This window comes from Caballeronia sp. GAWG2-1, from assembly GCF_023631405.1.
In the GTDB taxonomy this organism is placed as follows: domain Bacteria; phylum Pseudomonadota; class Gammaproteobacteria; order Burkholderiales; family Burkholderiaceae; genus Caballeronia.
Genome location: NZ_JALQDD010000027.1, coordinates 280968 through 302700 on the forward strand (window position 1 = coordinate 280968; position 21733 = coordinate 302700).

Annotated in this window: 16 protein-coding genes; 5 read left to right on the forward strand and 11 right to left on the reverse strand. The window is 62.8% G+C overall.

What is annotated here, in order from left to right; all coding sequences use genetic code 11:
- Positions 1-46 precede the first annotated feature (46 nt).
- Together NCR98_RS17740 and NCR98_RS17745 are read right to left on the reverse strand one after the other, a co-directional pair.
- On the reverse strand, positions 47-1981 hold the full coding sequence (locus NCR98_RS17740; RefSeq protein ID WP_250526825.1) for an amylo-alpha-1,6-glucosidase: 1935 nt from the start codon (positions 1979-1981) through the stop codon (positions 47-49).
- Complete coding sequence (locus tag NCR98_RS17745; protein WP_250493544.1) at positions 1978-2454, reverse strand: nuclear transport factor 2 family protein; 477 nt, start codon at positions 2452-2454, stop codon at positions 1978-1980. The genes NCR98_RS17740 and NCR98_RS17745 overlap by 4 nt, the downstream gene beginning before the upstream one ends.
- 466 nt (positions 2455-2920) lie before the next feature.
- On the opposite strand from NCR98_RS17745, the gene NCR98_RS17750 reads away from it, so the two are divergent.
- Positions 2921-4243, forward strand: a complete 1323-nt coding sequence (locus NCR98_RS17750; protein ID WP_250526826.1) for a hypothetical protein — start codon at positions 2921-2923, stop codon at positions 4241-4243.
- 4 nt (positions 4244-4247) lie between these two features.
- On the opposite strand, the gene NCR98_RS17755 is transcribed toward NCR98_RS17750, so the two are convergent.
- From NCR98_RS17755 to uvrA, 3 genes are all read right to left on the reverse strand, one after another.
- Complete coding sequence (locus NCR98_RS17755) at positions 4248-5528, reverse strand: DUF445 domain-containing protein (protein WP_250526827.1); 1281 nt, start codon at positions 5526-5528, stop codon at positions 4248-4250.
- A 6-nt stretch (positions 5529-5534) separates the two neighbouring features.
- Positions 5535-5972: an ACT domain-containing protein gene (locus tag NCR98_RS17760; RefSeq protein WP_250467332.1), complete on the reverse strand. Its 438-nt coding sequence runs from the start codon at positions 5970-5972 to the stop codon at positions 5535-5537.
- Positions 5973-6033: 61 nt separating this feature from the next.
- A complete protein-coding gene (gene uvrA / locus NCR98_RS17765; protein ID WP_250526921.1) occupies positions 6034-11856 on the reverse strand; it encodes an excinuclease ABC subunit UvrA in 5823 nt (1940 codons plus the stop codon).
- 479 nt (positions 11857-12335) lie between these two features.
- On the opposite strand from uvrA, the gene NCR98_RS17770 reads away from it, so the two are divergent.
- From NCR98_RS17770 to NCR98_RS17780, 3 genes are all read left to right on the forward strand, one after another.
- Positions 12336-14321 (forward strand): glycoside hydrolase family 28 protein, encoded by a 1986-nt coding sequence (locus tag NCR98_RS17770; protein ID WP_250526828.1) that lies wholly within the window; start codon positions 12336-12338, stop codon positions 14319-14321.
- A gap of 113 nt (positions 14322-14434) precedes the next feature.
- Positions 14435-14875 carry a hypothetical protein gene (locus tag NCR98_RS17775; protein WP_250526829.1) on the forward strand — a complete coding sequence of 147 codons (441 nt, stop codon included), beginning with the start codon at positions 14435-14437 and terminating at the stop codon, positions 14873-14875.
- Positions 14827-15213 carry a methyltransferase domain-containing protein gene (locus NCR98_RS17780; RefSeq protein WP_250526922.1) on the forward strand — a complete coding sequence of 129 codons (387 nt, stop codon included), beginning with the start codon at positions 14827-14829 and terminating at the stop codon, positions 15211-15213. Before NCR98_RS17775 ends, NCR98_RS17780 begins: the two co-directional genes overlap by 49 nt.
- 6 nt (positions 15214-15219) lie before the next feature.
- Here the strand turns inward: NCR98_RS17780 and NCR98_RS17785 are convergent, their stop codons facing one another.
- Complete coding sequence (locus NCR98_RS17785; RefSeq protein ID WP_250526830.1) at positions 15220-16344, reverse strand: succinylglutamate desuccinylase/aspartoacylase family protein; 1125 nt, start codon at positions 16342-16344, stop codon at positions 15220-15222.
- A gap of 28 nt (positions 16345-16372) precedes the next feature.
- Positions 16373-17137: a transporter substrate-binding domain-containing protein gene (locus tag NCR98_RS17790; RefSeq protein ID WP_250526831.1), complete on the reverse strand. Its 765-nt coding sequence runs from the start codon at positions 17135-17137 to the stop codon at positions 16373-16375.
- Between the two features lie 118 nt (positions 17138-17255).
- On the opposite strand from NCR98_RS17790, the gene NCR98_RS17795 reads away from it, so the two are divergent.
- Complete coding sequence (locus NCR98_RS17795) at positions 17256-18173, forward strand: LysR family transcriptional regulator (protein WP_250526832.1); 918 nt, start codon at positions 17256-17258, stop codon at positions 18171-18173.
- On the opposite strand, the gene NCR98_RS17800 is transcribed toward NCR98_RS17795, so the two are convergent.
- From NCR98_RS17800 to NCR98_RS17815, 4 genes are all read right to left on the reverse strand, one after another.
- Positions 18158-18661 carry a DUF6496 domain-containing protein gene (locus tag NCR98_RS17800; RefSeq protein ID WP_250467337.1) on the reverse strand — a complete coding sequence of 168 codons (504 nt, stop codon included), beginning with the start codon at positions 18659-18661 and terminating at the stop codon, positions 18158-18160. The two genes, NCR98_RS17795 and NCR98_RS17800, sit on opposite strands and share 16 nt — an antisense overlap.
- A 72-nt stretch (positions 18662-18733) precedes the next feature.
- Positions 18734-20575 (reverse strand): TadE/TadG family type IV pilus assembly protein, encoded by a 1842-nt coding sequence (locus NCR98_RS17805; protein WP_250467338.1) that lies wholly within the window; start codon positions 20573-20575, stop codon positions 18734-18736.
- Positions 20575-21252 (reverse strand): TadE/TadG family type IV pilus assembly protein, encoded by a 678-nt coding sequence (locus tag NCR98_RS17810; protein ID WP_244829402.1) that lies wholly within the window; start codon positions 21250-21252, stop codon positions 20575-20577. The genes NCR98_RS17805 and NCR98_RS17810 overlap by 1 nt, the downstream gene beginning before the upstream one ends.
- The gene (locus tag NCR98_RS17815) at positions 21249-21731 is read right to left on the reverse strand and encodes a TadE/TadG family type IV pilus assembly protein (protein ID WP_244829401.1); all 483 of its coding nucleotides are present in this window, start codon (positions 21729-21731) and stop codon (positions 21249-21251) included. The genes NCR98_RS17810 and NCR98_RS17815 overlap by 4 nt, the downstream gene beginning before the upstream one ends.
- Positions 21732-21733 lie beyond the last annotated feature (2 nt).

Genomic DNA, 21733 nt, shown 5'->3' on the forward strand with positions numbered 1-21733 from the left:
TTTCTCCTGATGAGCGGCGTTCGATGCCGCGGGCAAGACTCGTAATTTAGCGTGTTTCGGTCAGAAGCTTTTCTATGCGCAGCAATTCGCCGAGCGACCACGCCTGGAAAGGTGTGCCGCCAGGCGTATGGGGTGCATCGCCGTCGGCGACTTCGGACAGATGATCGAGACCGTACCTGTCCAGATGCGCTTCGAGCGGCGCAATGAAGCGCTCGCGCGCGCCCGCAGCGCCATGCACGCGAATCCACGCCTCGATGAACGGCCCGATGAGCCAGGGCCACACGGTTCCCTGATGATAGGCGCCGTCGCGTTCCAGCACGCCACCCGCGTAACGCGGACGATACGCCGGGTCGGCCGGCGCGAGCGTGCGCAAGCCGAGTGGTGTCAGCAGTTGGGTTTCCACTTGCGCGAGCACGGCTTGAGCGATGTCGCCATCGACGAGCGCGAAAGGCAGACCGCCCAGCGCAAAGATCTGATTCGGGCGGATCGAACGATCGAGCTTGCCGGCTTCGTGATCGGCATCGACGACATCGTACAGCGCGCGTGTGTCGGGATCGACGAAGCGCGCGAGGAAAGCCGCGCGCGCAGCGTCGCGCGGCGCGGTCCAGCGCGCATTCCACGCGCTTGCTATCGACAGCGCGTTGAACCACAGCGCCTCGACTTCCACCGGTTTGCCGATGCGCGGCGTCACCACCCAGTCGCCCGCCTTCGCGTCCATCCACGTGAGCTGAACGCCCGGGACGCCCGCGCGCAACAGACCGTCCGCGTCCGCCGCGATGCCAAAGCGCGTGCCGCGCGTATAGCCTTCGAGAATGGAATCGACCGCGTGTTGCAGGCGGCTCGCGGTCGCGGCGCTGGCGTGGCCCGTCGCCAGGTAATCGTGCACCGCCACGGCGAACCACAGCGAGGCATCGACCGAGTTGTATTCGGGCATGCCGCCGCCGTCCGGGAAGCGGTTGGGCAGCATGCCGTCCGAGAGCGTATCGGCCCATTCGAGCAGAATCGATTCGGCATCGGCGTAACGGCCCGCCGCGAGCAGAAGACCGCGCATCGAGATGAAGGTGTCGCGGCCCCAGTCGGTGAACCACGGATAGCCCGCGATGACCGTCTTGCCAACGTTGCGATCCACGATATAGGCGTCGGCGGAACGCGCGAGCCGCGAGCCGAACGCGGCGCGCCTTTGGCTCTCTCGCGTGGCGAGTCGGGTGGCAAGCGCTACCGCATTGCCCTCGTGCGCCTGTTCGCGGCCGGTGTCGGCATGAAAGATCAGCACCGCATCGCCGCGTACGAGATCGAAGCTGAAGACGCCGGGTGCGGCGAGGTCTTCGGTGAAATCGAGACCGCGGTCGCGCTCACGCGCATAGCTAAAGTTGCGATACCAGTCCGGCGCGTGCCGATAAGCCCCGTTCGACGTCGCGCCGATAGCCGGCAGATCGGCGTACGGACGCCAATGCACACGCTCCACGTCGACGGTTGCATCGAAGGAAAACGCGCCGTTCTCGTGATGCAGCGCGTGATAGTCGCGGCCCGAAAGAAGCGGCCGCACTTCGAGCGTGGCTTTCGGCACGGGCGTTTCGAGCCGCCAGCGCAGCACCGTCTCGCCGCTGTCCTTCACGACGAACACTTCCGCGCTCGCCACCGTTTCGTCGCCAATGCGAAAGCGCCACGTGGGCCACGGCGAAGTATCGAAGGAGCGGAGGCTGGCGGAGATGTCCGGGTACAGCACGTCGGGCGCGTAGCGTTGCATCGTGAGCGCGTGACGCTTTCCGTTCACATCGAGCCATGCCTCGACGCCATTCACCAGCACGACGCGCCCGGCGGGCGGCGCGGTGGCGGCGAGCAGCAACGCCTGATAGCGCCGCGTGCGCAACGTGCCGACGGTGCCCGACGCGAAGCCGCCGAAGGCATCCGGTTCGAGCCATTCGTCTTCCAGATGCGCGGTGTCGAAAGGCGCGTCCCGATTCGCTTCGATACGCGTCATGTCGCCGCCTTGTTCCGATAATCGCTGAGCGCGCGCCGCGCCTTCTTCTGGATCGTCGCGCGCATTCGCGGTGTCCAGCCGAGCAGCAAACCGCTCGCGCCGAGCGCCTGACGGCTCCAGCGCCAGAGATCGAAGGTGTCGATGTGTTCGACGATGAAGCCATCGCGGATAGCAAAGCGCGACTCGATACGATTGACGACCGGCCGGCCCGTGGCCGAATAGGTATAACGCGCGATGGCGACGGCGCTCGCGGTCTGCCCGATCGAGCGGATTTCATCCACCGTCAGCGAGAAATCCGCCGCGCGGCCGAGCAACATGCGCCACATGTCGCCGACCTCACGGCCGTGCAGCAGGCCGAACGCGGGGTCCTGAAAGCGGATGTCGGGCGCGTAACACGCGGCCATCCCCTCGGCGTCGCGCTCCTGAAAGGCGCGGTAGAACCGCTCGATGAGTTCGGTGTTTGAATTGGGCATGAGCTTCCGGAAGGGCCGCTGGCGCGTGCAAGTTCGCATTCTCTCCCGGCTCGCGCAATGCTGCAGCGCTAATTCTTCGCGACTGCGTGCTTTGTTCGGCGTCTTTTAAACGCGATAGATGCGAAAAAGCAGGATTTCAGTCGAGTGATATTCAACTTGTCTTCAAATGCATCTGCAAATGATTACCCACCCATGCACACCCCCCGAAAAAAGGCGAAACCATAATTGACGCCGAAAATTTGTTTATCTAAATTCGTGTCACTTCTTACTCTCTTTAGAAACCTTCGTTCTAGCCGATACGGCATCGCAATGAAATTGCGGTGACGCGTCTACACGCTTATTTGGTTTAGTTTCCCGTTTGCGCTTCCAAAAGCCGATCATTTCACAACCGCCCGCTCTCGAGGCAGTCATGCGATTCCGAAAACCAAGAAATGCGCTGATCAATGGGCAGGCCGAGTCCCTTCTCATGGATACCCGAAGCGGCTCGATTATCCGGTCGATCGATAATGCGGATTCTGATTGCGTTACCTACGTGCTTAAAACCCGCGAGAACACACATTATTGCGCGTTATTGAATAAACTCGATCACCCCTACCGAAACGCATTACTGCAGCTTTCAATGGCGCTTGGCTTGCCGGTATCGATCAATGCTAATTGCCAACGATTTATTGACGTCGTTTCCGTAGGCTTGAAACACACGCGGTTATCCGAGACCTCGCTCTTCAAATGGAACCTGCTGAACGACGTCAGGACCGGACTCATCGTGCAGATAGACGATGCCGACAGCCTCGGAACCTTCGGCTATATTCTGCGCTGCCCCGACGGTTCGCATTATTGCGCGCAAATGACGCCGGATGATAACCGCAATCGCCATATGCTGATGCTCATGGCGTTCAGATCGGGCTTGCCGGTGACTATTCGCGCCAGCGCGGATTATTACGTCACGGGCGTTTCGATCGGCTCACGGCGCTTCGGTCCGAATATCGAGTGCACGGCCGAGCCGCTCGGCAATACGCCGCGTACAGGTTTCATCGAAGAGATAATCGATACCGAAACCTGCGACACGCTCGGGATCGTTCTAAAAAGCGTGGACGGCGCGCGTTATCACGCTCGTCTGGAACGGCGACCGGACGCTGAAAAACTCGGGTTAATGATAATGGCAGTGGGTGCCGGCCTGCCACTTACCGTATATGGCAATGAATATCATTATGTCACCGGCCTTTCAATCGGCACTTATCTCGCCGAAGAAACGCCGCCGCTGATCTGTTTCAGTCTCAGGCTGACCGAAACGCGTACCGGCTTTCTCACTCGCATAATCGATTACGACATGCTCGATCGAGTCAATTACCTTTTGCGCGCGTGGGACGGCCGCCAATATTGCGTGCAAATGAACGCGAAGATCTGCCCTCACCGCCACCACATGTTGGTCCGCGCGCTGGCGTGGGGGTTGCCGGTCAGTATCACCGCAGACGTCAATTCCGTCGTAACAGGCGTCGCGGTCGGCCTGCCGCGCGCGGGCAGTCCCAGTTTTCATTGTGGTGACGAACGTCATGCCGGCACGAAAACGGGCAATGTCACGCGCTTGATCGATGCCAACTGCGCCGGCGACCAGCCGAGCTACGTGCTCCAGACACCCGACGGCATGGAGTGGCGCGTGCGGACCGCCGCGAACGCCGACGCGAACCGCAACGCATTGCTGGAAATAGCGCTGACTTCCGGCTTGTCCGTGACCATCGATGACGCCGGCGGCAGGCGCTCCGCCGGGCGTCTGAGCGTGGAGCGGCGATAAAGCGTCAGGCCGTAAGAACCGTTACCGCATGAATTAGCAGCCCGACCGCGCCGCCCACGAGCGTGCCGTTCACGCGAATGAACTGCAGATCGCGGCCGATATTCAGCTCGACATCGCGCACGAGCGTGGCGTCGTCCCATTGCTTGACGGTCGCGGCGATGTGTTTCGCGATCCCCTCGCGCAACTCCGGCGCAAGCGCTTTCAGCGCGTCGCGCATGTGTTCGTTGATCGAATCGCGCAAGGCCGGATCGCCGCCCAGCGCCTGCGCAAAGCTGCCGGCCACCGCCACGACGCGCGCGTGCAGCGTCGAGTCCGGGCGCTTGAGATCGGCGTCGAGCCAGCCGATGAACTCGTCCCAAAGGCCGCTCACGTAGCCGCGCAACTCCGGCCGCGCAAGCCACTCGCGCTTGTGGTCGTCGATACGTGACTTGAACGCCGGATCGCTCCTCAGACGCTCGATGAAGCGCGCGACCGCTTCGTCAAAAGCCTTGCGACGCTCGTGTTCCGGGTCCTCGCTGACATCGTGCAGCCATTGATTCGCGCCGCGCACGAGACCTGTCGCGAACTTCGCGCCGAGTTCCTCCGCGTTCAGTCCGACGAAACCCAGCATGCCGATGAGCTTCGGATACTCCTCGCCCGCCACGCCGACGATGCGCGCCGCCAGCATCTCCTGCACTTCGGGCTTGTCGAGCCACGCGGCCATCTGCTTCAGGCCTTCGTCGAGCAGCAACTGATGACGGCGATCCTCCGTCAGCGTCGACAGTACTTCGCCCGCCGCGCCCGCGAGATCGAATTGCTCGGCGCGGCGGCGGATGGCTTCGTGGAGCATCGACTTGACACGCTCGTCGTCGATCAGGGACAGCAACTGACCGACCGCCGTCACTGCCTTGTTGCCGAGCAACGCGGCGTTCTTGGGCTCGGCGAGCCAGAGCGACAGGCGGCTTGCCGGGTCGAAGGCGTTGACGCGCGCGACGAGCGCATCGGTGCCGAGAAAGCGGTCGCGCACGAATGCGGCGAGGTTGTCCGCCACCCGCGCCTTGTTCGCGGGAAGGATGGCGGTATGCGGAATCGGTACGCCGAGCGGATGCCGGAACAGCGCGACAACCGCGAACCAGTCCGCGAGCGCGCCGACCATCGCGGCTTCCGCGAACGACGAGACCCACGCCCACGCGCCGGCATCGTGCTGACTTTTGGCGAGCGCGAAAAGCGCGCCCGCCGCGACGAGCAGCGCGGCTGCGAACCACTTCATGCGCTTGAGCGCGACGGCTTTATCCTGCGTATCCATGCTGTGCTATCGAGTTGGCGGGTTTGACGAGGGCGCAAGCTTATCAGCACTTCGCTGCAAGGCTAAGAGGGTGTCGATTGCGCGCCCGGCATGGTCCACCGGCACGAAGATGTGATCGTGATAAGCCGCCGCAAGCACATTGCAACTGATGCCCGCGTCGCCGAGCGCACGCGCGAACGCAGCCGTCAGCCCGACCGCGGCGAGGTCCGAATGCACCGTGAGCGTGATCCACGCGGCGCGAAACAACGGCGCGATGTTGGCCGCTTGCGCCGCCGCTTCCTCCATCACGACGGTCATGCCTTCGCGTTCACGGAACGTGGCGACGATGCCCGCGCCGCTCACCACCGCATCGTGCGGCAGGGACGCGAACACATAGACGCCGGGCTGAAGCTCGGGACGCATCGAAGCGAGCAGCGTGTTCAGATCCGAAATGGCTTGAGACATGATTGCTCCACCCAATGCGACGGCGCGGGCTTGACTGCAAGCCCGCGTCAGATCGCGATTTTCAGGCCGCGTCTTCCGTCGCGCGCGTTCGACCGAGCACGGGCCGCAGCGCCGTTCCGGTGTGACTGCGCGGATGGCTCGCCAGCGTTTCCGGGTCCGCCGCCGCGACGATCGTGCCGCCGTTCACGCCGCCTTCGGGTCCGAGATCGAGCACCCAGTCCGCTTCGGCGATCACATCGAGATCGTGCTCGATGACGATCACGCTATGCCCGCCATCCACCAGCCGATGCAGCACGCGAATCAGCTTGGCGACATCGGCCATATGCAGACCGACCGTCGGTTCGTCGAGCACGTAGAGCGTGTGCGGCGGCTTCTGGCCACGCCGCGTGATGTCGTCGCGCACCTTCGACAACTCGGTGACGAGTTTGATGCGCTGCGCCTCGCCGCCCGAGAGCGTCGGCGACGGCTGGCCGAGCGTGAGATAACCGAGGCCCACGTCCTTCATCAACTGCAACGGATGCGCAATGCTGTTCATCGACGCGAAGAACTCCACGGCTTCGTCGATCTCCATGGTCAGCACTTCGCCGATATTCTTGCCGCGCCAAGTCACCGCAAGCGTCTCCGGATTGAAGCGCTGGCCGTGGCAAACATCGCACGGCACCTTTACGTCCGGCAAGAAGCTCATGGCGATAGTGCGCACGCCCTGGCCTTCGCACGCCGGGCAGCGTCCGTCGCCGGTGTTGAACGAGAAACGCGATGGCGTGTAGCCGCGCGCGCGGGCTTCGAGCGTATCGGCGAAAAGCTTGCGGATGGTGTCCCACATGCCGATATACGTAGCCGGACACGAACGCGGCGTCTTGCCGATGGGCGTCTGATCCACTTCCAGCACGCGATCGATCGACTCGAAGCCGGTCACGCCCGCGCAGCCTTGCCACGCGTGCACGACATCGAACTTGGGGCGCGGCGCTTCGCGTGCCAGCACGGAAGCGCGCGACTTCGCGGGCGCATCGGTCTGCACGGCGCGGCGCGCGCGCCGCACGGCGGGCGACGAAAGCACCGAGCGGCCGACGGCATCGAGCAGGTTGGTCATCAGCACGTCGCGTGCGAGCGTGGACTTGCCCGAACCGGAAACGCCCGTGATGGCGACCAGACGATTGAGCGGCACGCTCGCCGTCACGTTGCGCAGATTGTGCAGCGTCGCCTTTTCGACCGTGAGCCATTGCTCGGGCACGGCGGGCCGCTTGCCCGCGGCCGCGCGCACTTCGCGACGCGGCTGCAACGGATGCACGATCGGGTTCGCGAGCATCTGACCCGTGAGCGAGTCCTTGTGCGCGGCGAGGTCCGACACCGTGCCCTGCGCGACCACCGTGCCGCCGCGCTTGCCCGCGCCCGGCCCGATATCGATGATGTGATCCGCGCGGCGAATGGTGTCCTCGTCGTGCTCGACGACGACGAGCGTATTGCCCTTGTCGTTGAGCTTCTTGAGCGCGGACAGCAGGATCAGATTGTCACGCGGATGCAGTCCGATGGTCGGTTCATCGAGCACGTAACACACGCCTTGCAGGTTGCTGCCAAGCTGCGCCGCGAGCCGGATGCGCTGCGCTTCGCCGCCCGACAGCGTGGGCGCGGCGCGATCCAAACTCAGATAACCGAGGCCCACTTCCTCGAGAAATTGCAGACGCCCTTCGATCTCGCTGATGACATCGCGCGCAATGTCCGCATCGCGGCCTTGCAGCTTGAGCGCCGCGATCCATTCGCGCGTGTCCGTCACGGTCCAGCGACCGACCTCCGTGATCGGATAATTGCCGAACGTGACGGCGCGCGCCACGTCGTTCAGACGCGTGCCTTCGCACTCGGGACACGGTTGATCGACGACATCGTCCGGTTCCTGATCCACCGAACCGATGCTCTGTTCGCGGCCGCGATCGTCCTGCGCGAAGACCGTATCGTCGAATGCGGCGCGCTGTTCGCGCGTGAGTTTCACGCCCGTGCCCACGCATGTGTTGCACCAACCGTGCTTGCTGTTGTACGAAAACATACGCGGATCGAGTTCGGGGTAACTCGTGCCGCAACTGGGACATGCGCGCTTGGTCGAGAACACGATGGTCTCTTCCTTGCCGCGCTTCTTGCCATTGGACAACGCGCCGTGCAGATCGTCGAGCGGCGCGCACAAATGCATCACGCCCTTGCCGAGTTCGAGCGCATCGTCCAGCAGGCGGCGCAGTTCCGCTTCGTTATCCGCCGATACCACGAGGTCCGCCACGGGCAGTTCGATCGTATGTTCGCGGAAACGATCGAGCTTCGGCCACGGATCGACGGAGAGGAATTCGCCATCCACACGCAGATGCGAGTTGCCGCGCGCCTTTGCCCATTTCGCGAGATCGGTGTAGACGCCCTTGCGATTCACGACGAGCGGCGCGAGCAGGCCGACGTGCTGACCCTTGTAGTCGCGCAAAATCTGCGCGGCTATCGACTCCGAACTTTGCGCCTGCACCGGCGTGCCGTCGTTGACGCAGTGCTGTATGCCGAGCTTCACATAGAGCAGCCGAAGGAAGTGCCAGACTTCCGACGTGGTCGCGACCGTGCTCTTGCGGCCGCCGCGCGAGAGACGCTGTTCGATTGCCACGGTCGGCGGAATGCCATAGACCGCATCGACTTCCGGCCGGCCTGCGGGCTGCACGATGGAACGCGCATACGCATTGAGCGATTCGAGGTAACGGCGCTGACCTTCGTGGAAAAGAATGTCGAAGGCGAGCGTCGATTTGCCCGAGCCCGACACGCCCGTGACCACGTTGAACTTGTTATGCGGGATATCGACATCGAGCGACTTCAGGTTGTGTTCGCGCGCATTCACGATACGCACCACGTCCTCGCCCTGCAGAGCACGGCGCGCGCTCGCCACTTCCGCGGCCAGTTGCAGCGGCACGCCCGCGCGCTTGTCGGCGGCGCCGGGCGCCATCGCTTCTTCATAATCGACGAGCGCGCGACCCGTGTGCGAATGCTCGCACGCGGCCACTTCATCCGGCGTGCCGACACATACCACCTGACCGCCGCCGTCGCCACCTTCCGGACCGAGATCGATGATCCAGTCGGCCGCGCGAATCACGTCGAGATTGTGTTCGATGACGATCAAGGAATGCCCGCGTTCGAGCAAACGGCCGAGCGCACGCATGAGCTTGGCGATGTCGTCGAAATGCAGTCCCGTGGTGGGCTCGTCGAACATGAAGAGGCGGCCGTGCTTCGCTTCGCTCTTGCTCGCGGGCGACGCGGTTTCCGCCAGAAAACCCGCGAGCTTCAGGCGCTGCGCTTCGCCGCCCGAAAGCGTGGGCACCGGCTGACCGAGCTTCACGTATTCGAGGCCGACATCGACGATAGGCTGCAACACGCGCAATACTTCCGCATCATTCGCAAACAGCTCGACGGCTTCGCTCACCGTGAGTTCGAGCACGTCCGCCACGCTCAGATGCCGGCCGCCGCGCTCGATCTTCACGTCGAGGATTTCCGCGCGATAACGCCTGCCGTCGCAATCGGGACACCGCAGATAGACGTCGCTCAGAAACTGCATTTCGACATGTTCGAAGCCCGAGCCGCCGCAAGTCGGGCAGCGGCCATCGCCGGAATTGAAACTGAACATGCTTGCGCTATAGCCGCGCTGTGCGGCAAGCGGCGCTTTCGCAAAGAGCTTGCGCAACTCGTCGAACGCGCCGACGTAACTCGCCGGATTCGAGCGCGCCGTGCGGCCGATAGGCGATTGATCGACGAAGACCACATCGCTCAGTTGCTCCGCGCCCTTCAACGCGCGAAACGCGCCCGGCGTCTCGGTCGCCTTGCCGAAGTGACGCATGAGCGCGGGCGCGAGCACGTCCTGAATCAAGGTCGATTTGCCCGAACCCGATACGCCTGTCACGCAGACGAGACGTTGCAACGGAATCTCGACCGTGACGTCTTGCAGGTTGTGATCGCTCGCGCCTTCGAGCACGAGACGCGGCGTCTTCGCGTCGGTCGCGCGACGATTCCAGTTCGACGCGTGCGCCACTTGCTTGCGGCCGCCGAGATAGGCGCCGGTGAGCGTGTCGCTCGACTCGATATCGCCCGGCGTGCCGTCATAGACGATCTGCCCGCCGCGTTCACCCGGCCCCGGACCCATGTCGATGAGACGATCCGCCGCAAGCATCACCGACGGATCGTGCTCCACGACGACGAGCGTATTGCCCGCATCGCGCAGACGATGCATGGCCTCGACGATGCGGTTCAAATCGCGCGGATGCAGCCCGATGCTCGGTTCATCCAGCACGAAAAGCGTATTGACGAGCGAAGTGCCGAGCGCGGTCGTCAGATTGATACGCTGCACTTCGCCGCCCGACAGCGTGCGGCTCTGCCGGTCCAGCGTGAGATAGCCGAGCCCGACATCGCAGAGATACTTCAGACGCGTGCGCACCTCGGCGTGCAAGAGCTTGAGTGCTTCATCGAGCAAGGTCGAGGGCAGCGTGAGCGAATCGAAGAAGCGGCGGATGCGCTCTATCGGCATCAGCATGAGATCGTGCACGGTGAGACCGGGCAGCGCTTCGAGTTGCTCGCGTGTCCAGTCGACGCCCTTCGGCATGAAGCGACTGGCCGGCGCGAGCACGGCATCGGCCTGCTCCTTCGTGCCGAGACGCCACAGCATGGATTCGGTCTTCAGACGCGCGCCGTCGCATGTCGGGCACGTCGTATAGCTGCGGTACTTCGAGAGCAGCACGCGGATATGCATCTTGTACGCCTTCGACTCTAGATAGTCGAAGAAGCGCTGCACGCCGTACCACTGGTTCTGCCACTTGCCGGTCCAGTCGGGCGATCCGTGGATGACCCAGTCGCGTTCCTTCTGCGTGAGTTCGTTCCATGGCACGCCGAGACGAATGCCCGCCTTCGCGCCATAGCGCACGAGATCGTCCTGATTTTCTTTCCACGCGGGCGTTTGCAGCGTCTTGATCGCGCCCTCGCGCAGCGTCTTCTTTTCATCGGGAATGACGAGGCCGAAATCCACGCCGATCACGCGGCCGAAACCACGGCACGCTTCGCACGCGCCGTAGGCCGAATTGAACGAGAACAGCGCGGGCTGCGGGTCCGCGTAACGCAGATCGCTTTCGGGGCTATGCAGACCGGTCGAGAAGCGCCAGATTTCCGGCTCGCCTTCGTCCTTCAGCATGTAGACATTCACGCGACCGGTGCCGCGCAAGAGCGCGCTTTCGATCGCTTCGAGCGCGCGCGAGCGTTCGGTGTTGTGCAGGCGAAAACGGTCCGCGACGACGTCGAGCAACTGGCGCTTGCCGCTTTCGGTTTCGATGTGACGTTTCGCCTGAACGCGCGTATAGCCGCTCGCGGAAAGCCATTGAGCAACTTCGTCATCGCTTGCGCTGTCCGGCAATTCGACCGGGAACGTGATCGCGAGACGCGGGTCGTCCGTGCGCGTGCGCTCGAGCAGTTCGGCGTAAATGGTTTCCGGCGTGTCGTGACGCACGCGCAGCGCGGACTTCTTGTCGAACAGTTCGGCGGCGCGGGCGTAGAACAGTTTCAGGTGATCGTTCAGTTCGGTCATCGTGCCGACGGTCGAGCGCGAGCTGCGCACCGGGTTCGTCTGGTCGATGGCGATGGCGGGCGGCACTCCATCCACGCGATCCACCTGCGGCCGGTCCATGCGGTCGAGAAACTGCCGGGCGTAGGCGCTGAAGGTTTCGACATAGCGCCGCTGGCCTTCGGCATAAAGCGTGTCGAACACGAGACTAGATTTACCCGAACCGGAAGGGCCGGTGACAACCGTCATCTGGCCGGTGTGCAGGTCGAGATCGAGATTCTTGAGATTGTGTTGCCGAGCGCCGCGGATGCGGATTGCGTTGTTCGATGCCAATTTTTCAACCGGTTCAATGAGTTGGACGGCTGTCACGAGCCGCTTGCAGCGGCGCGTCGATTGCTCGATACGCGCGTATTGCAGCGAACAGTACTGTACACGCATACAGTATTTGCTGCCAAACGTTGCGGAAGTGTCAGCCGGGGTGTTGGGTAGTGTCGCAAGGTTCTCGCCCGGCGTTCTTCGGAAATATCGAGCCGCTGTTCGGTTGCGTTTGCCCTGCGAGCGAACATCTTAGTGTCATTGGCGAACGTCGCCGGCACCGGGGCGGGTTGCGCACTATGCGGGAAAGTCCCAACCCGACGCTGCCTGACTTTACTTGACCAATGCCTGACAACTTCGATATCGTAAGTCAGGAAAACGATTTCCCGAAGCTTCGTCTCGATCCATTTGCTGCAGCGCAAGCATCCGGTTAACCGTTGTACTAAGACTTCACCGAATCCACAAAACCGGCCCCGACCGGATCCAGGAGACAACAAATGAAATCCCCAAAACCGTCAGCAGGTTCACTATCACGACGTTCTTTCGTCAAACTCGCGGGCGTCTCGGTAAGCGCCCCACTTTTCGGCGGAATCAGCGCAATGAGCCTTCTTAGCGCCTGCGGCGGCCATGACGATTCAGCTCCCGCCACCGTGCAAGACGCGATCTGGGGGCCTTCCGGCTCTGCCACGCAAATCGTCAATGCGCTCAAGGCTGTATCGACGTCGATGGTGCCGAGCCGTCAGTTCCTCGTCACCGATTACGGCGCGAAGCCATGCGCTGTCGTGGCGGCGGTGAATCCTTATACGGATGCCACGAAGTCGCCCCTGAGCAGCGGCGCCGATCAGACGCAAGCGCCCGGCTCGTTCGATTCGCGTCCCGCCTTCTTCGCGGCAATCGCGGCGTGCAGCGCGGCGGGCGGCGGACGCGTCGTCGTGCCAGCGGGCAACTGGTATTGCGCGGGGCCGATCGTGCTGCAATCGAACGTCGACTTTCATCTGAGCGCGAACTGCGAAATCTTCTTCAGCCCGAACCCGGCCGATTACGCGAAAGACGGCCCGATCGACTGCGGCCCGAACGGCAAGTTGTTTTACAGCCGCTGGCAGGCAAACGATTGCCTCAACTACGGCCCGCCCGTCTATGCGCGCAATCAGACCAACGTCGCGCTCACGGGCGAAGGCGATACGTCCGTGCTCAATGGCCAGGCAATGACGCCCTTTGCCGGCAGCGGTAACACCGCGACGAGCTGGTGGACGTGGAAGGGCAATAACGGCGTGTATGGCTGCGTCAGTTCGTCGACGCCGTCACAAGCGTCGAGCAACTCGAAGAACGTCGATCTCAAAACCGCCGCGCCCGGCATCTCCGATACGCTCTATGCCGAACTCACCAACCCCGCCACGCCGTGGCAGCAGGACCAGAACTATCTGCCCGCGCTGTCCGAGGCGGGTGTCGCCATCGAGAAGCGCATCTTCGGTCTCGGGCATTATCTGCGGCCTTGCATGGTGGAATTCATCGGTTGCACGAACGTGTTGATGGAGAGCTACCGCACCATCAATACGCCGTTCTGGCAGCATCATCCGACCGACTGCAAGAACGTGGTGATGCGCAGCGTGACGGTGGACAGCATCGGTCCGAACAACGATGGCTTCGACCCCGACGCCTGCGACATGGTCCTGTGCGAAAGCGTCGTGTTCAACACGGGCGACGACTGCATCGCCATCAAGTCGGGCAAGGATCTCGACACGCAATACGGCCCGGCGCAAAACCACGTCATTCAAAACTGCACGATGAACAGCGGCCACGGCGGCATCACGCTAGGCAGCGAAATGGGCGGCGGCGTGCAGAAAATCTATGCGCGCAATCTGCAGATGCTCAACAAGTTCTGGGCGACCAACTCGCTGAACATTGCGATTCGCGTGAAGACGAACATGAATCGCGGCGGCTTCGTGAAGGACTTCTACGTCGATAACGTGACCTTGCCCAACGGCGTCAGCCTCACGCCGTCCGGTTACGGCAGCAGCCTGCTCGCGGGCAGTCCGATCAACGCGACCGTGCCGCTCGGCGTGGCGACGGCCAGCGCGGCGAATCCATCGGCGGCGCAGGGCGGCATCATCACCTTCGATTGCGATTATCAGCCGTCGAAAGACGCCATCCGCACGCGTCCCGCCCTCGTGCAGAACGTGAACATTTCCAACGTGAAGGCGAGCAACGTCACGGCGAACGGCGCGACGGGATCGTGTTTTCAGGCGATCGTCGCGCAAGGACCGGTCGCGTTCGATTACAACGGCCCCGCGCCGGTGCCGGCCATTCCGGCCATCACCGGGGTGACCATCACCGATTGCGATTTCGGCACGCCCGTTGCGGCCGGACCGGCGACGGCGGCAACGCCCGGGCCGATCTATGCGTACAACGTGCATGACATCGTGTTGAAGAACACGGTGATCGCGGGGCAGACGTTGAATCAGACGGTGAGTGACGCGCGGTAAGAAGCTTTGGGCTGCGGGCTTCGAGTCCGCAGCCGCTTGCCGTTATGTGCCCATTCGCGGCATGTTGAAATGCGCGCCCGCTTTCATCTGATACGACGATGTTGTTCGACGGCATGAATAAGGCTGCGCCTTACTCGACATGCAAATGCTGCGCGAAACCGAGCGCCCTGTGTGGACTCGCCGACTTCTCGCGCGGTGGCGCGGATCATCTGGATGGATATAAAGTCGATCCGTATTTCGGCACATCGATCTACTACTATCGTTGCGAGCAATGCGGATTTATCCACGCGCCCGCCTTCGACGACTGGACGCCAAACGACTTCAGCGAACACATCTATAACGCGGCTTACGAACGGCAAGATCCCGACTACACCTTCGCGCGGCCAAATGCCAACGCACGGATGATCGCCGAGTATTTTCCCGGCCTCGCGCAGGAAAAGCTTCTCGATTACGGCGCCGGACAGGGATTCTCGAACAGCCACTTCGGCTTCGCGGGTTCGAACGAATACGCTCGTACGATCCCTTTGGCGAAGCGTCCGACCATACGTCACTGATCGACCGATACGGCGTCGTGCTTGCATTCGAAGTCTTCGAGCATCACGTCGAACCGCTTAGACTCGTCGATACACTGGCAAGGCTTATCGACGGCAACGGCGCAATCCTCTTCAGTACGCTGTTCGTTCCTCAAAGCAATTTGCGCGATGATATCGGGCAGTGGTGGTATTGCATGCCTCGCAACGGCCATGTGTCGTTTTATACGGCGTCTGCACTGTCGCTACTGGCATCAGTGAACGGTCTCGAAGCCGCGACATTCAGCGAAGGCCTGCATCTTCTTTATCGCCGCGAATTTCCGGATTGGGCGAGGCACGTCAACCACACGCTCTTGCACTAACCCACCTCATGCCCCGATCAACACCCCCGTCCTGAACGCCATCTGCCCCGTCACCCGCCCCATCGGTGCACCGGCCTGCGCGAAACGGATCGCACGCCGCATATAAAACACGCCATCGTTTTTCGTCGCGATCGTGGTCACGGCATCCGTCAGTGGATCGACGATATCGAACACCGCGTCGCCAGCCTTCAACCTCGCCCCGACCGACGCGCGATACACGACGATGCCGCTCACCGGCGCAATCAATTGCTCGCTGCCCGCAAGCGGCGTCGCGCCGAGTACGAGCGGCGGCAACGCGCGCGCCTCGCCTTCGATCACGCCGCGCGCGATCAGAAAGTCAACGATGGCATCCGCATCGTGTTGCGCCGTCTCGTAGCTCACGTCGCGCTGCCCGCGATGCTCCACCGTCGCCGCGATGTTCGGCCCACCGAGCGGCACGTCGCCGCCGAGCAATGCACGGACTTCGTTCCACAAGAGCGCGTGGATTTCGTCGAACGACTGCCCGCCCGAATCCGTTGCGAGCAGCACGCCGTTCGCGCCGAGATAATGTGCAAGCGGTTCCAGCGCGGGCCAGCTTGCTGGGCTCGTGTAGAGATGCATCGTGGCTTCGAGCGAACAATGCAGATCGAGCACGATGTCGGCATCGGATGCGAGCGTCAGCAGCGTCAGCCGCAGCGACTCGAACTCGTTCTTCGCGCGCATTTCGCCGAGCATGTCCCGCACGGCGCGACGCAAGAGGCGCGCGTTGTATGCGGCGTCGCTGCTCGACCACGCCATGCCGATACGTTCGATCAACGCCTGCGCGGGCGGCATCGGAAAACCGCGGTTGAAGTTGTGGCCGCTATTCGCCTCGAAGCGGCCAAGGAATTGCCCGAGCACATGCTGCGACAAGCCGACAGGATTCGCCACCGGCACGAGGACGACCTCGCCACGCAAGCGCCCTTCCCCTTCGAGTTGCAGCAGACGCTTTTTCAGTTGCCACGCCGTGAGCATCGCGGGGGTTTCGTCGGCATGCAGCGAGGCCTGGACGTAGACCTTCTCGCCGCTTCGTTCCGCACCGAAATGAAAGCTGACGAGTTCGCGCGCCGTACCGAGCGTCGTGGAAACGAGCGGCGTGTGTCGTGTTTGCATCGATGAAAAAGTCCGTGAAAGATGAGGCTCAGTCGCCGTAGACGTCGAAGTCGAAGTACTTGTGCGCGATCTTCTGATACGTGCCGTCCGCGCGCATGTCGGTCACGGCCTTGTCGACCTTCGTCTTCAGCGCGGCATCGTCCTGGCGCATGCCCATCCCCACGCGATGATCGCCCATGGAAAGCGGTGCGCCGACGAACGCGAAGCCGGCGCCGCGCGCGGTCTTCAGAAAGCCGTGCTCTGCTTCGACCGAGCCGAGCAACGCGGCATCGAGCCGGCTCGCGACGAGATCGTTGAACACACCCTCCTGACTCTGATACGCAACGATTTCCACGCCGCCCGGCTGCCAGTTCTTCATGGCGTAGGTCTCGAACTGACTGCCGCTTTGCACGCCGACGCGCTTGCCGGCGAGACCCTGCGCGCTCGGCGCGAGCGACGCGCCGCTCCTTGCGATCAGACGTGAGCGGAACTGGAACAGCTTCGTCGAAAACGCAATCTGCTTCGTGCGCTTGTCGGTGATCGCCATCGACCACATGATCCCGTCGATCTTGCGCGCTTGCAGCGCCGGAATCATGCCGGAAAATTCGAGCTCGACCCACTGGCAGCGCATCGCGATGCGGCGGCAGATTTCATCGCCGAGATCGACGTCGAAGCCCGCGACATGGCCGTCGGGCGTCTTCACATCCATCGGCGGATAACCAGGGTCGATGCCCAGGCGCAAGGTATCGGCGTCCTTCGCGCTCGCAACGAACGGAGACATCGCAAGCGTGGCGGCAAGAGCGCTGCTGAGCATGAACGTTTTGAACATGGGTCGGCGGGATATTTTCGGGATTGGAGCGCTCATGCTAAGCGGACAAAGCGCCCTTAAAAAGAGGCATTTTAATTATCATGATCACTTTTCGAGATCGCCGATGGAATTGACGTTGACCCAGTTGCGAATCTTCGTGGCCGTTGCAGAGGCGGGCAGCCTGCGCGCGGCCGCGCGGCGTCTGACGATTGCGCAGAGCGGCATCACTCAGCAGTTACGCAAGCTGGAAGCGCTAGCGGGCGGGCCGCTTTTCGAACGCGATGTACGTGGCGTGCGGTTGACGAGCGCCGGCGAACGCCTGCGTGTGCGCGCCGATCTGATACTCGGCGAATGTGCGAAGACCGAAGAAGAGATGCGTCAGATGCGCGGCGAATTGACCGGCAGCGTTGCGCTTGGTCTGGCAGCCGATGCGACCATGCGGCTGTTTCCCGCGCTGCTCGCGAGCTTTAGAGAGCGCTGTCCGCGTATCGATGTGCATTTGACGAGCGCGACGTCGCGCGTGCTGACGTCATGGGTGCGCGAGGGACGGCTCGATTTTGCCCTCGCACTCATTGCGCCCGACGCGGACATCCATGATATGGAGACGACACGGCTGTTCAATTCCAATGTCGCGGTGATCGCGCGGAAGGGGCATCCGCTTGCACGCGCGCGCAAGCTTTCGAGTCTCTGCAATGCCGAGTGGGTGAGCACGCGTCACGCGGGCAACAAGCTGTCCGCGCTATTCGACACGGCCCGGCTCACCCCGCCCAACGTCGCGGTGACCACCGAAGCGGTCTTCGACACGCTTCATTGCATTGCCGCGAGCGACTACCTCGCGCTCGAACCGGCGAGCCTCGTGGCGCATCCGTTTTTTCGGGAACACATCACCGTGATCCCGATTGCCGAACGCGCCGCGCCGACGCCCGTCTGCCTGCTTCGAAGAGCGGGCGTGCCGCTCACGCCCGCGGCGCAAGAACTGGCGATGATGGCCGTATCGTTCGCGCGAATGCTCCCGCGCGCGGCGGATCAACGTGCCGAGTGACGCGCAGATGAACCCTTCGATGCAGCGCTGGCGTTCTTGCGCCGCGTTGCCCAGCCCTTCTTCGCGGCAGCCGAGCGATCCGCCGCCGAGCGCCGGCTTGCGCTTGCATGCGCCTGCCGCGACAGCGACTTGTGCGATGCCGCCTTCGTGCTTTCGCGCTTCAGCACGCGCGTGGACGTCGCGGAACGCTTTGCCTTCGACTCCGTGCTCGGACTCTTTCTCGTGCGATGCGCGGCTTTCGTGTCTTGTGCGGCTTTCTTGCGCGTGGCCTCGGACGTGGTGGCCTTCTTCGGCGTCTTTACCTTTACGCCGGAGCGGCGGGCTTCGGATAGACCGATGGCGATGGCCTGCTTCGCGGACTTCGCGCCATGCTTGCCCTCGCGGATGTGATCGATCTGTTCTTTCACGAAATTGCCCGCCTGGGTGCTGGCGGACTTGCCTGCGCGCTTCGCCTTGGTGGCGCTTTCGACGGTTTTCTTTTCGGGCATGTCGGTACTCCTTGGGAAGTTGACTTGCACCGGGGAAGGCGAGCAACGCACGTGCCCGCCTGCCGCTTTCCCTTACTGCGTAAGACGCAATACACCCAGGTTGCCCGCAATCTGCTGGAAGATCTGATTGAGCGTTGCGTTGTCGGGTGCGTGATAGTAGTTGCCGCTCGTCGCGCAGGATTGCATCGTGTTTTGCGCAGCCACGCTCGCCGAGTCCGTCCCGTAGGTGCCGAAAGTGATCGCGTAGATGATGATGCCGCTGTTCTTCATCGCCTGACAGATACCGAGCTGGAACGTATTGACGTCGTCCGGGCTGGACACCAAACCGTTCAGCGCGTTACCTGTCGAGTCGTACACCGTCGGCGACTTGAGCGTCTGATTGCCGAGCGCGAGCTGATTAAAGAACGGCTGCGGCATGGTCCCCGACGGATCGCCGGGATCGTTCTCGCCGTCGGTCAGAACGATAGCGACACGCTGCAAACCTTGCGTCGTTTCCGGACGCGGCAGCGTGCCGTCGTTCGAAATCCAGCCGTTGTTGCTGCCCGCCACCGACTTGGACCAATCCGATGAAAGCATGCGCCAGCCCCACAGCAGACCTGTCGGAATCAGAGTCGAGCCATTGGCCACCATGTTGTTGATGGCCGTCGTCAGCGCGTTCTGGTCTTGCGTCAGGAACACGGCAGGCTGGATGGAGCATGGCCGGCTGTCGTAGTCGCTGCCATTCTGGTCATAAGTGACCGTACCCGAATACGGATACTGCGCCATGAAGTTGGTCGGCACCGTGGTCGGCGTCTTCGACTGGCAAAGCCCCGGCGATGCGTAGTAATACGCGTAGCTGAGCGGCACGCCCTTCACGACCGTCGTGCCGTTCTTCTGCAGATTACAGTTGTTGTCGTAAGTCTGGACCGTGAAGCCGGTAGACGGCACGTTGAAATACCAGGGCGTAAAGCCCGGCGAATCCTTCGGCGCGTAAGCCTTCGGATAGACGTTGCCGGCCGTGTCGCGTGGCTCGACCGCGCACCCACCCCACTTCGACATCGACATGTTGGTGGGGTTGTAGGCGAACTGCTTGCTCGTGGTCTGCGTCATCCAGGTTCCGCTCGAACTGAGTGCCGAGCCGACGTTCACCATCGTCGTGAACGGCACGAGCCCGATATACGAGTCGTTGCCCTGCACGCCAAGGATATTCGCCACGAGCGAGTTGGCGGCATCCTGCAGGCCGCTCAGCTTGCTCGTCTTGCCGCCCTTGGCGGCGGCGGAAGCCATCGAGCCCGTGTTGTCGAGAATCAACGCGAGTTCGAGCGTGCTCTTGGGCACGCGCAACGCCGTATTGCTCGCCGAGATAGTTTGCGTGCTGGGCAAGGTGCTGCCCGAACTTCCGGAGCCCGAACCCGATCCACTCGACGATGTCGACTTGGTGTTGAGGAAGGTCGGCGCGTAGAGCGGCACCGAACCCGATGCCGACAGCTTGATGACCTGCCCGGTGGCTGGCGTGCCGCTCACCGACGCCGCGAAATTCTGGTCGGGCATGGTGAGCGACATGTAGCCCGTCGGCATGTTCGCGTTGTAATAGGCGCGCGCGTCGGCCTGCCATGCAGCGAGGTCCGCGCTCGTTGTCATTGCATAGTGCGAGAGGTCGGCACCGGCCGAAAGCGTCGCCACGTCGAGCGCCATCTGCATGCGGCCCTGCGTCTGCGCATAGTCGATGGTGTCGATCGCCGTGCACAGCGTGCCGATCATCATGCTCGCGGTCACGGCGAACAGCACGGTCAGCGCGCCCTCGTCGCCACGCACGAGTTGAGCGAGCGTGCGGGGTGCGGCGGGACCACCGAAGTTGGCGAAGAACGGCGCGCGCAGCGCGGGCGTCGCGCAGGAGGAAGCGCCGCGGCGCATCGGAAAGAGTCGGCGTTTCATCAGGAGCTCGCCAGGTCGAGCGGCTGGCCGGTTCGCGAGCGCACGTAGATGCGTTGATAAAGCGTCTGCGTGCCGACCGAGTTCTTCCAGAATGCGGAGGTCATGGCAAACGGGTTGAACTGGTAGTAGATCTCGACGATGATCGCCGAGTCGCCCGCGCGAAACGGCCAGGTCGACGGCAACGGCGCGGTGCTCGACACCTTGGTCGTCAGGCCCGACAAGTTCCACGGCGCCGATGCGCGCCAGTGAACGACGGCCTTGCCAGGATCCGTCCCCGGCTTGCCCGGCGGCAAGACGCAGGTCGTGGCATTGGTGTCGCACACCGAGGTGATGATGACCGCGCCCTGCCCGTTGATCGTATTGGGTGCGGCGAGCAGCGTGGCCGCCGACCACAGCGAACCGAGGTTATTGGCGTTGCTGGTGGAATTGTCGTTGATGACGCGCGGCATCTGACCGAGCGAATCGGCGAGTGTGAAGGTCGCATGTTCCAACACGCTCACCGCGCGCAGATACATGTACGCTTCGACGAAGCCGGTCAGGATCAGCGCCATCAATGGGAAGATGATCACGAACTCGATCGTGACGCTGCCGCGCTTCGAGCGCCACAGGCGGGAGAGAAAGCTGCGGCGGCGCGACGCGCTGGCGGCCCCGGAAGCGGATGAGCGAGCGTGGGTCATTTTTCGTTCTGCACGATGTAATTGCGCTGGAACGTCAACTGGTTGACGCCGAAGATACGGGGAATGCCGGTGATGGGCGGCATGGTCAAGGTGATGTTGTAGGACACGACATCGCCGAAATTGCCCATGCTGCTCTGGTAGTTGCTCGTGCCCACGTTGCTGTAAGTCCCGTAGGTCAGCGTATTGATCGTTATCGTCGCGCCGATGTTGGTCCAGCCGCCGAGCATGTTGTTGATGAGGTTCTGAGCCTGCTGATCGCGCGTTCCGCTCGCCGGCGCGCTGGTCGTGAGCCCGGCGCGCGACGCTTGCTGCGCGGCGATCTGCACGGTGGCGTCCACCATCATGTCGAGACCGAATTCGATCGTCGCCAGAATGAGGATGAACGAGAGCGGCGCGAGTATCGCGAACTCGATCAGCGAGCTGCCGCCGTCATCGCGCAAGAAGCGCGACACGTTGCGGTGTGCCCGGGCATGAAGCACGG

Coding starts and splice junctions, on each gene's coding strand:
- NCR98_RS17740 (WP_250526825.1), bottom strand. CDS start 1,981: ATGACGCGTATCGAAGCGAATCGGGACGCGCCTTTCGACACCGCGCAT.
- NCR98_RS17760 (WP_250467332.1), bottom strand. CDS start 5,972: ATGTCTCAAGCCATTTCGGATCTGAACACGCTGCTCGCTTCGATGCGT.
- NCR98_RS17790 (WP_250526831.1), bottom strand. CDS start 17,137: ATGCTCAGCAGCGCTCTTGCCGCCACGCTTGCGATGTCTCCGTTCGTT.
- NCR98_RS17810 (WP_244829402.1), bottom strand. CDS start 21,252: ATGACCCACGCTCGCTCATCCGCTTCCGGGGCCGCCAGCGCGTCGCGC.
- NCR98_RS17755 (WP_250526827.1), bottom strand. CDS start 5,528: ATGGATACGCAGGATAAAGCCGTCGCGCTCAAGCGCATGAAGTGGTTC.
- NCR98_RS17785 (WP_250526830.1), bottom strand. CDS start 16,344: ATGCAAACACGACACACGCCGCTCGTTTCCACGACGCTCGGTACGGCG.
- NCR98_RS17750 (WP_250526826.1), top strand. CDS start 2,921: ATGGATACCCGAAGCGGCTCGATTATCCGGTCGATCGATAATGCGGAT.
- NCR98_RS17795 (WP_250526832.1), top strand. CDS start 17,256: ATGGAATTGACGTTGACCCAGTTGCGAATCTTCGTGGCCGTTGCAGAG.
- NCR98_RS17745 (WP_250493544.1), bottom strand. CDS start 2,454: ATGCCCAATTCAAACACCGAACTCATCGAGCGGTTCTACCGCGCCTTT.
- NCR98_RS17805 (WP_250467338.1), bottom strand. CDS start 20,575: ATGAAACGCCGACTCTTTCCGATGCGCCGCGGCGCTTCCTCCTGCGCG.
- NCR98_RS17770 (WP_250526828.1), top strand. CDS start 12,336: ATGAAATCCCCAAAACCGTCAGCAGGTTCACTATCACGACGTTCTTTC.
- NCR98_RS17775 (WP_250526829.1), top strand. CDS start 14,435: ATGAATAAGGCTGCGCCTTACTCGACATGCAAATGCTGCGCGAAACCG.
- NCR98_RS17800 (WP_250467337.1), bottom strand. CDS start 18,661: ATGCCCGAAAAGAAAACCGTCGAAAGCGCCACCAAGGCGAAGCGCGCA.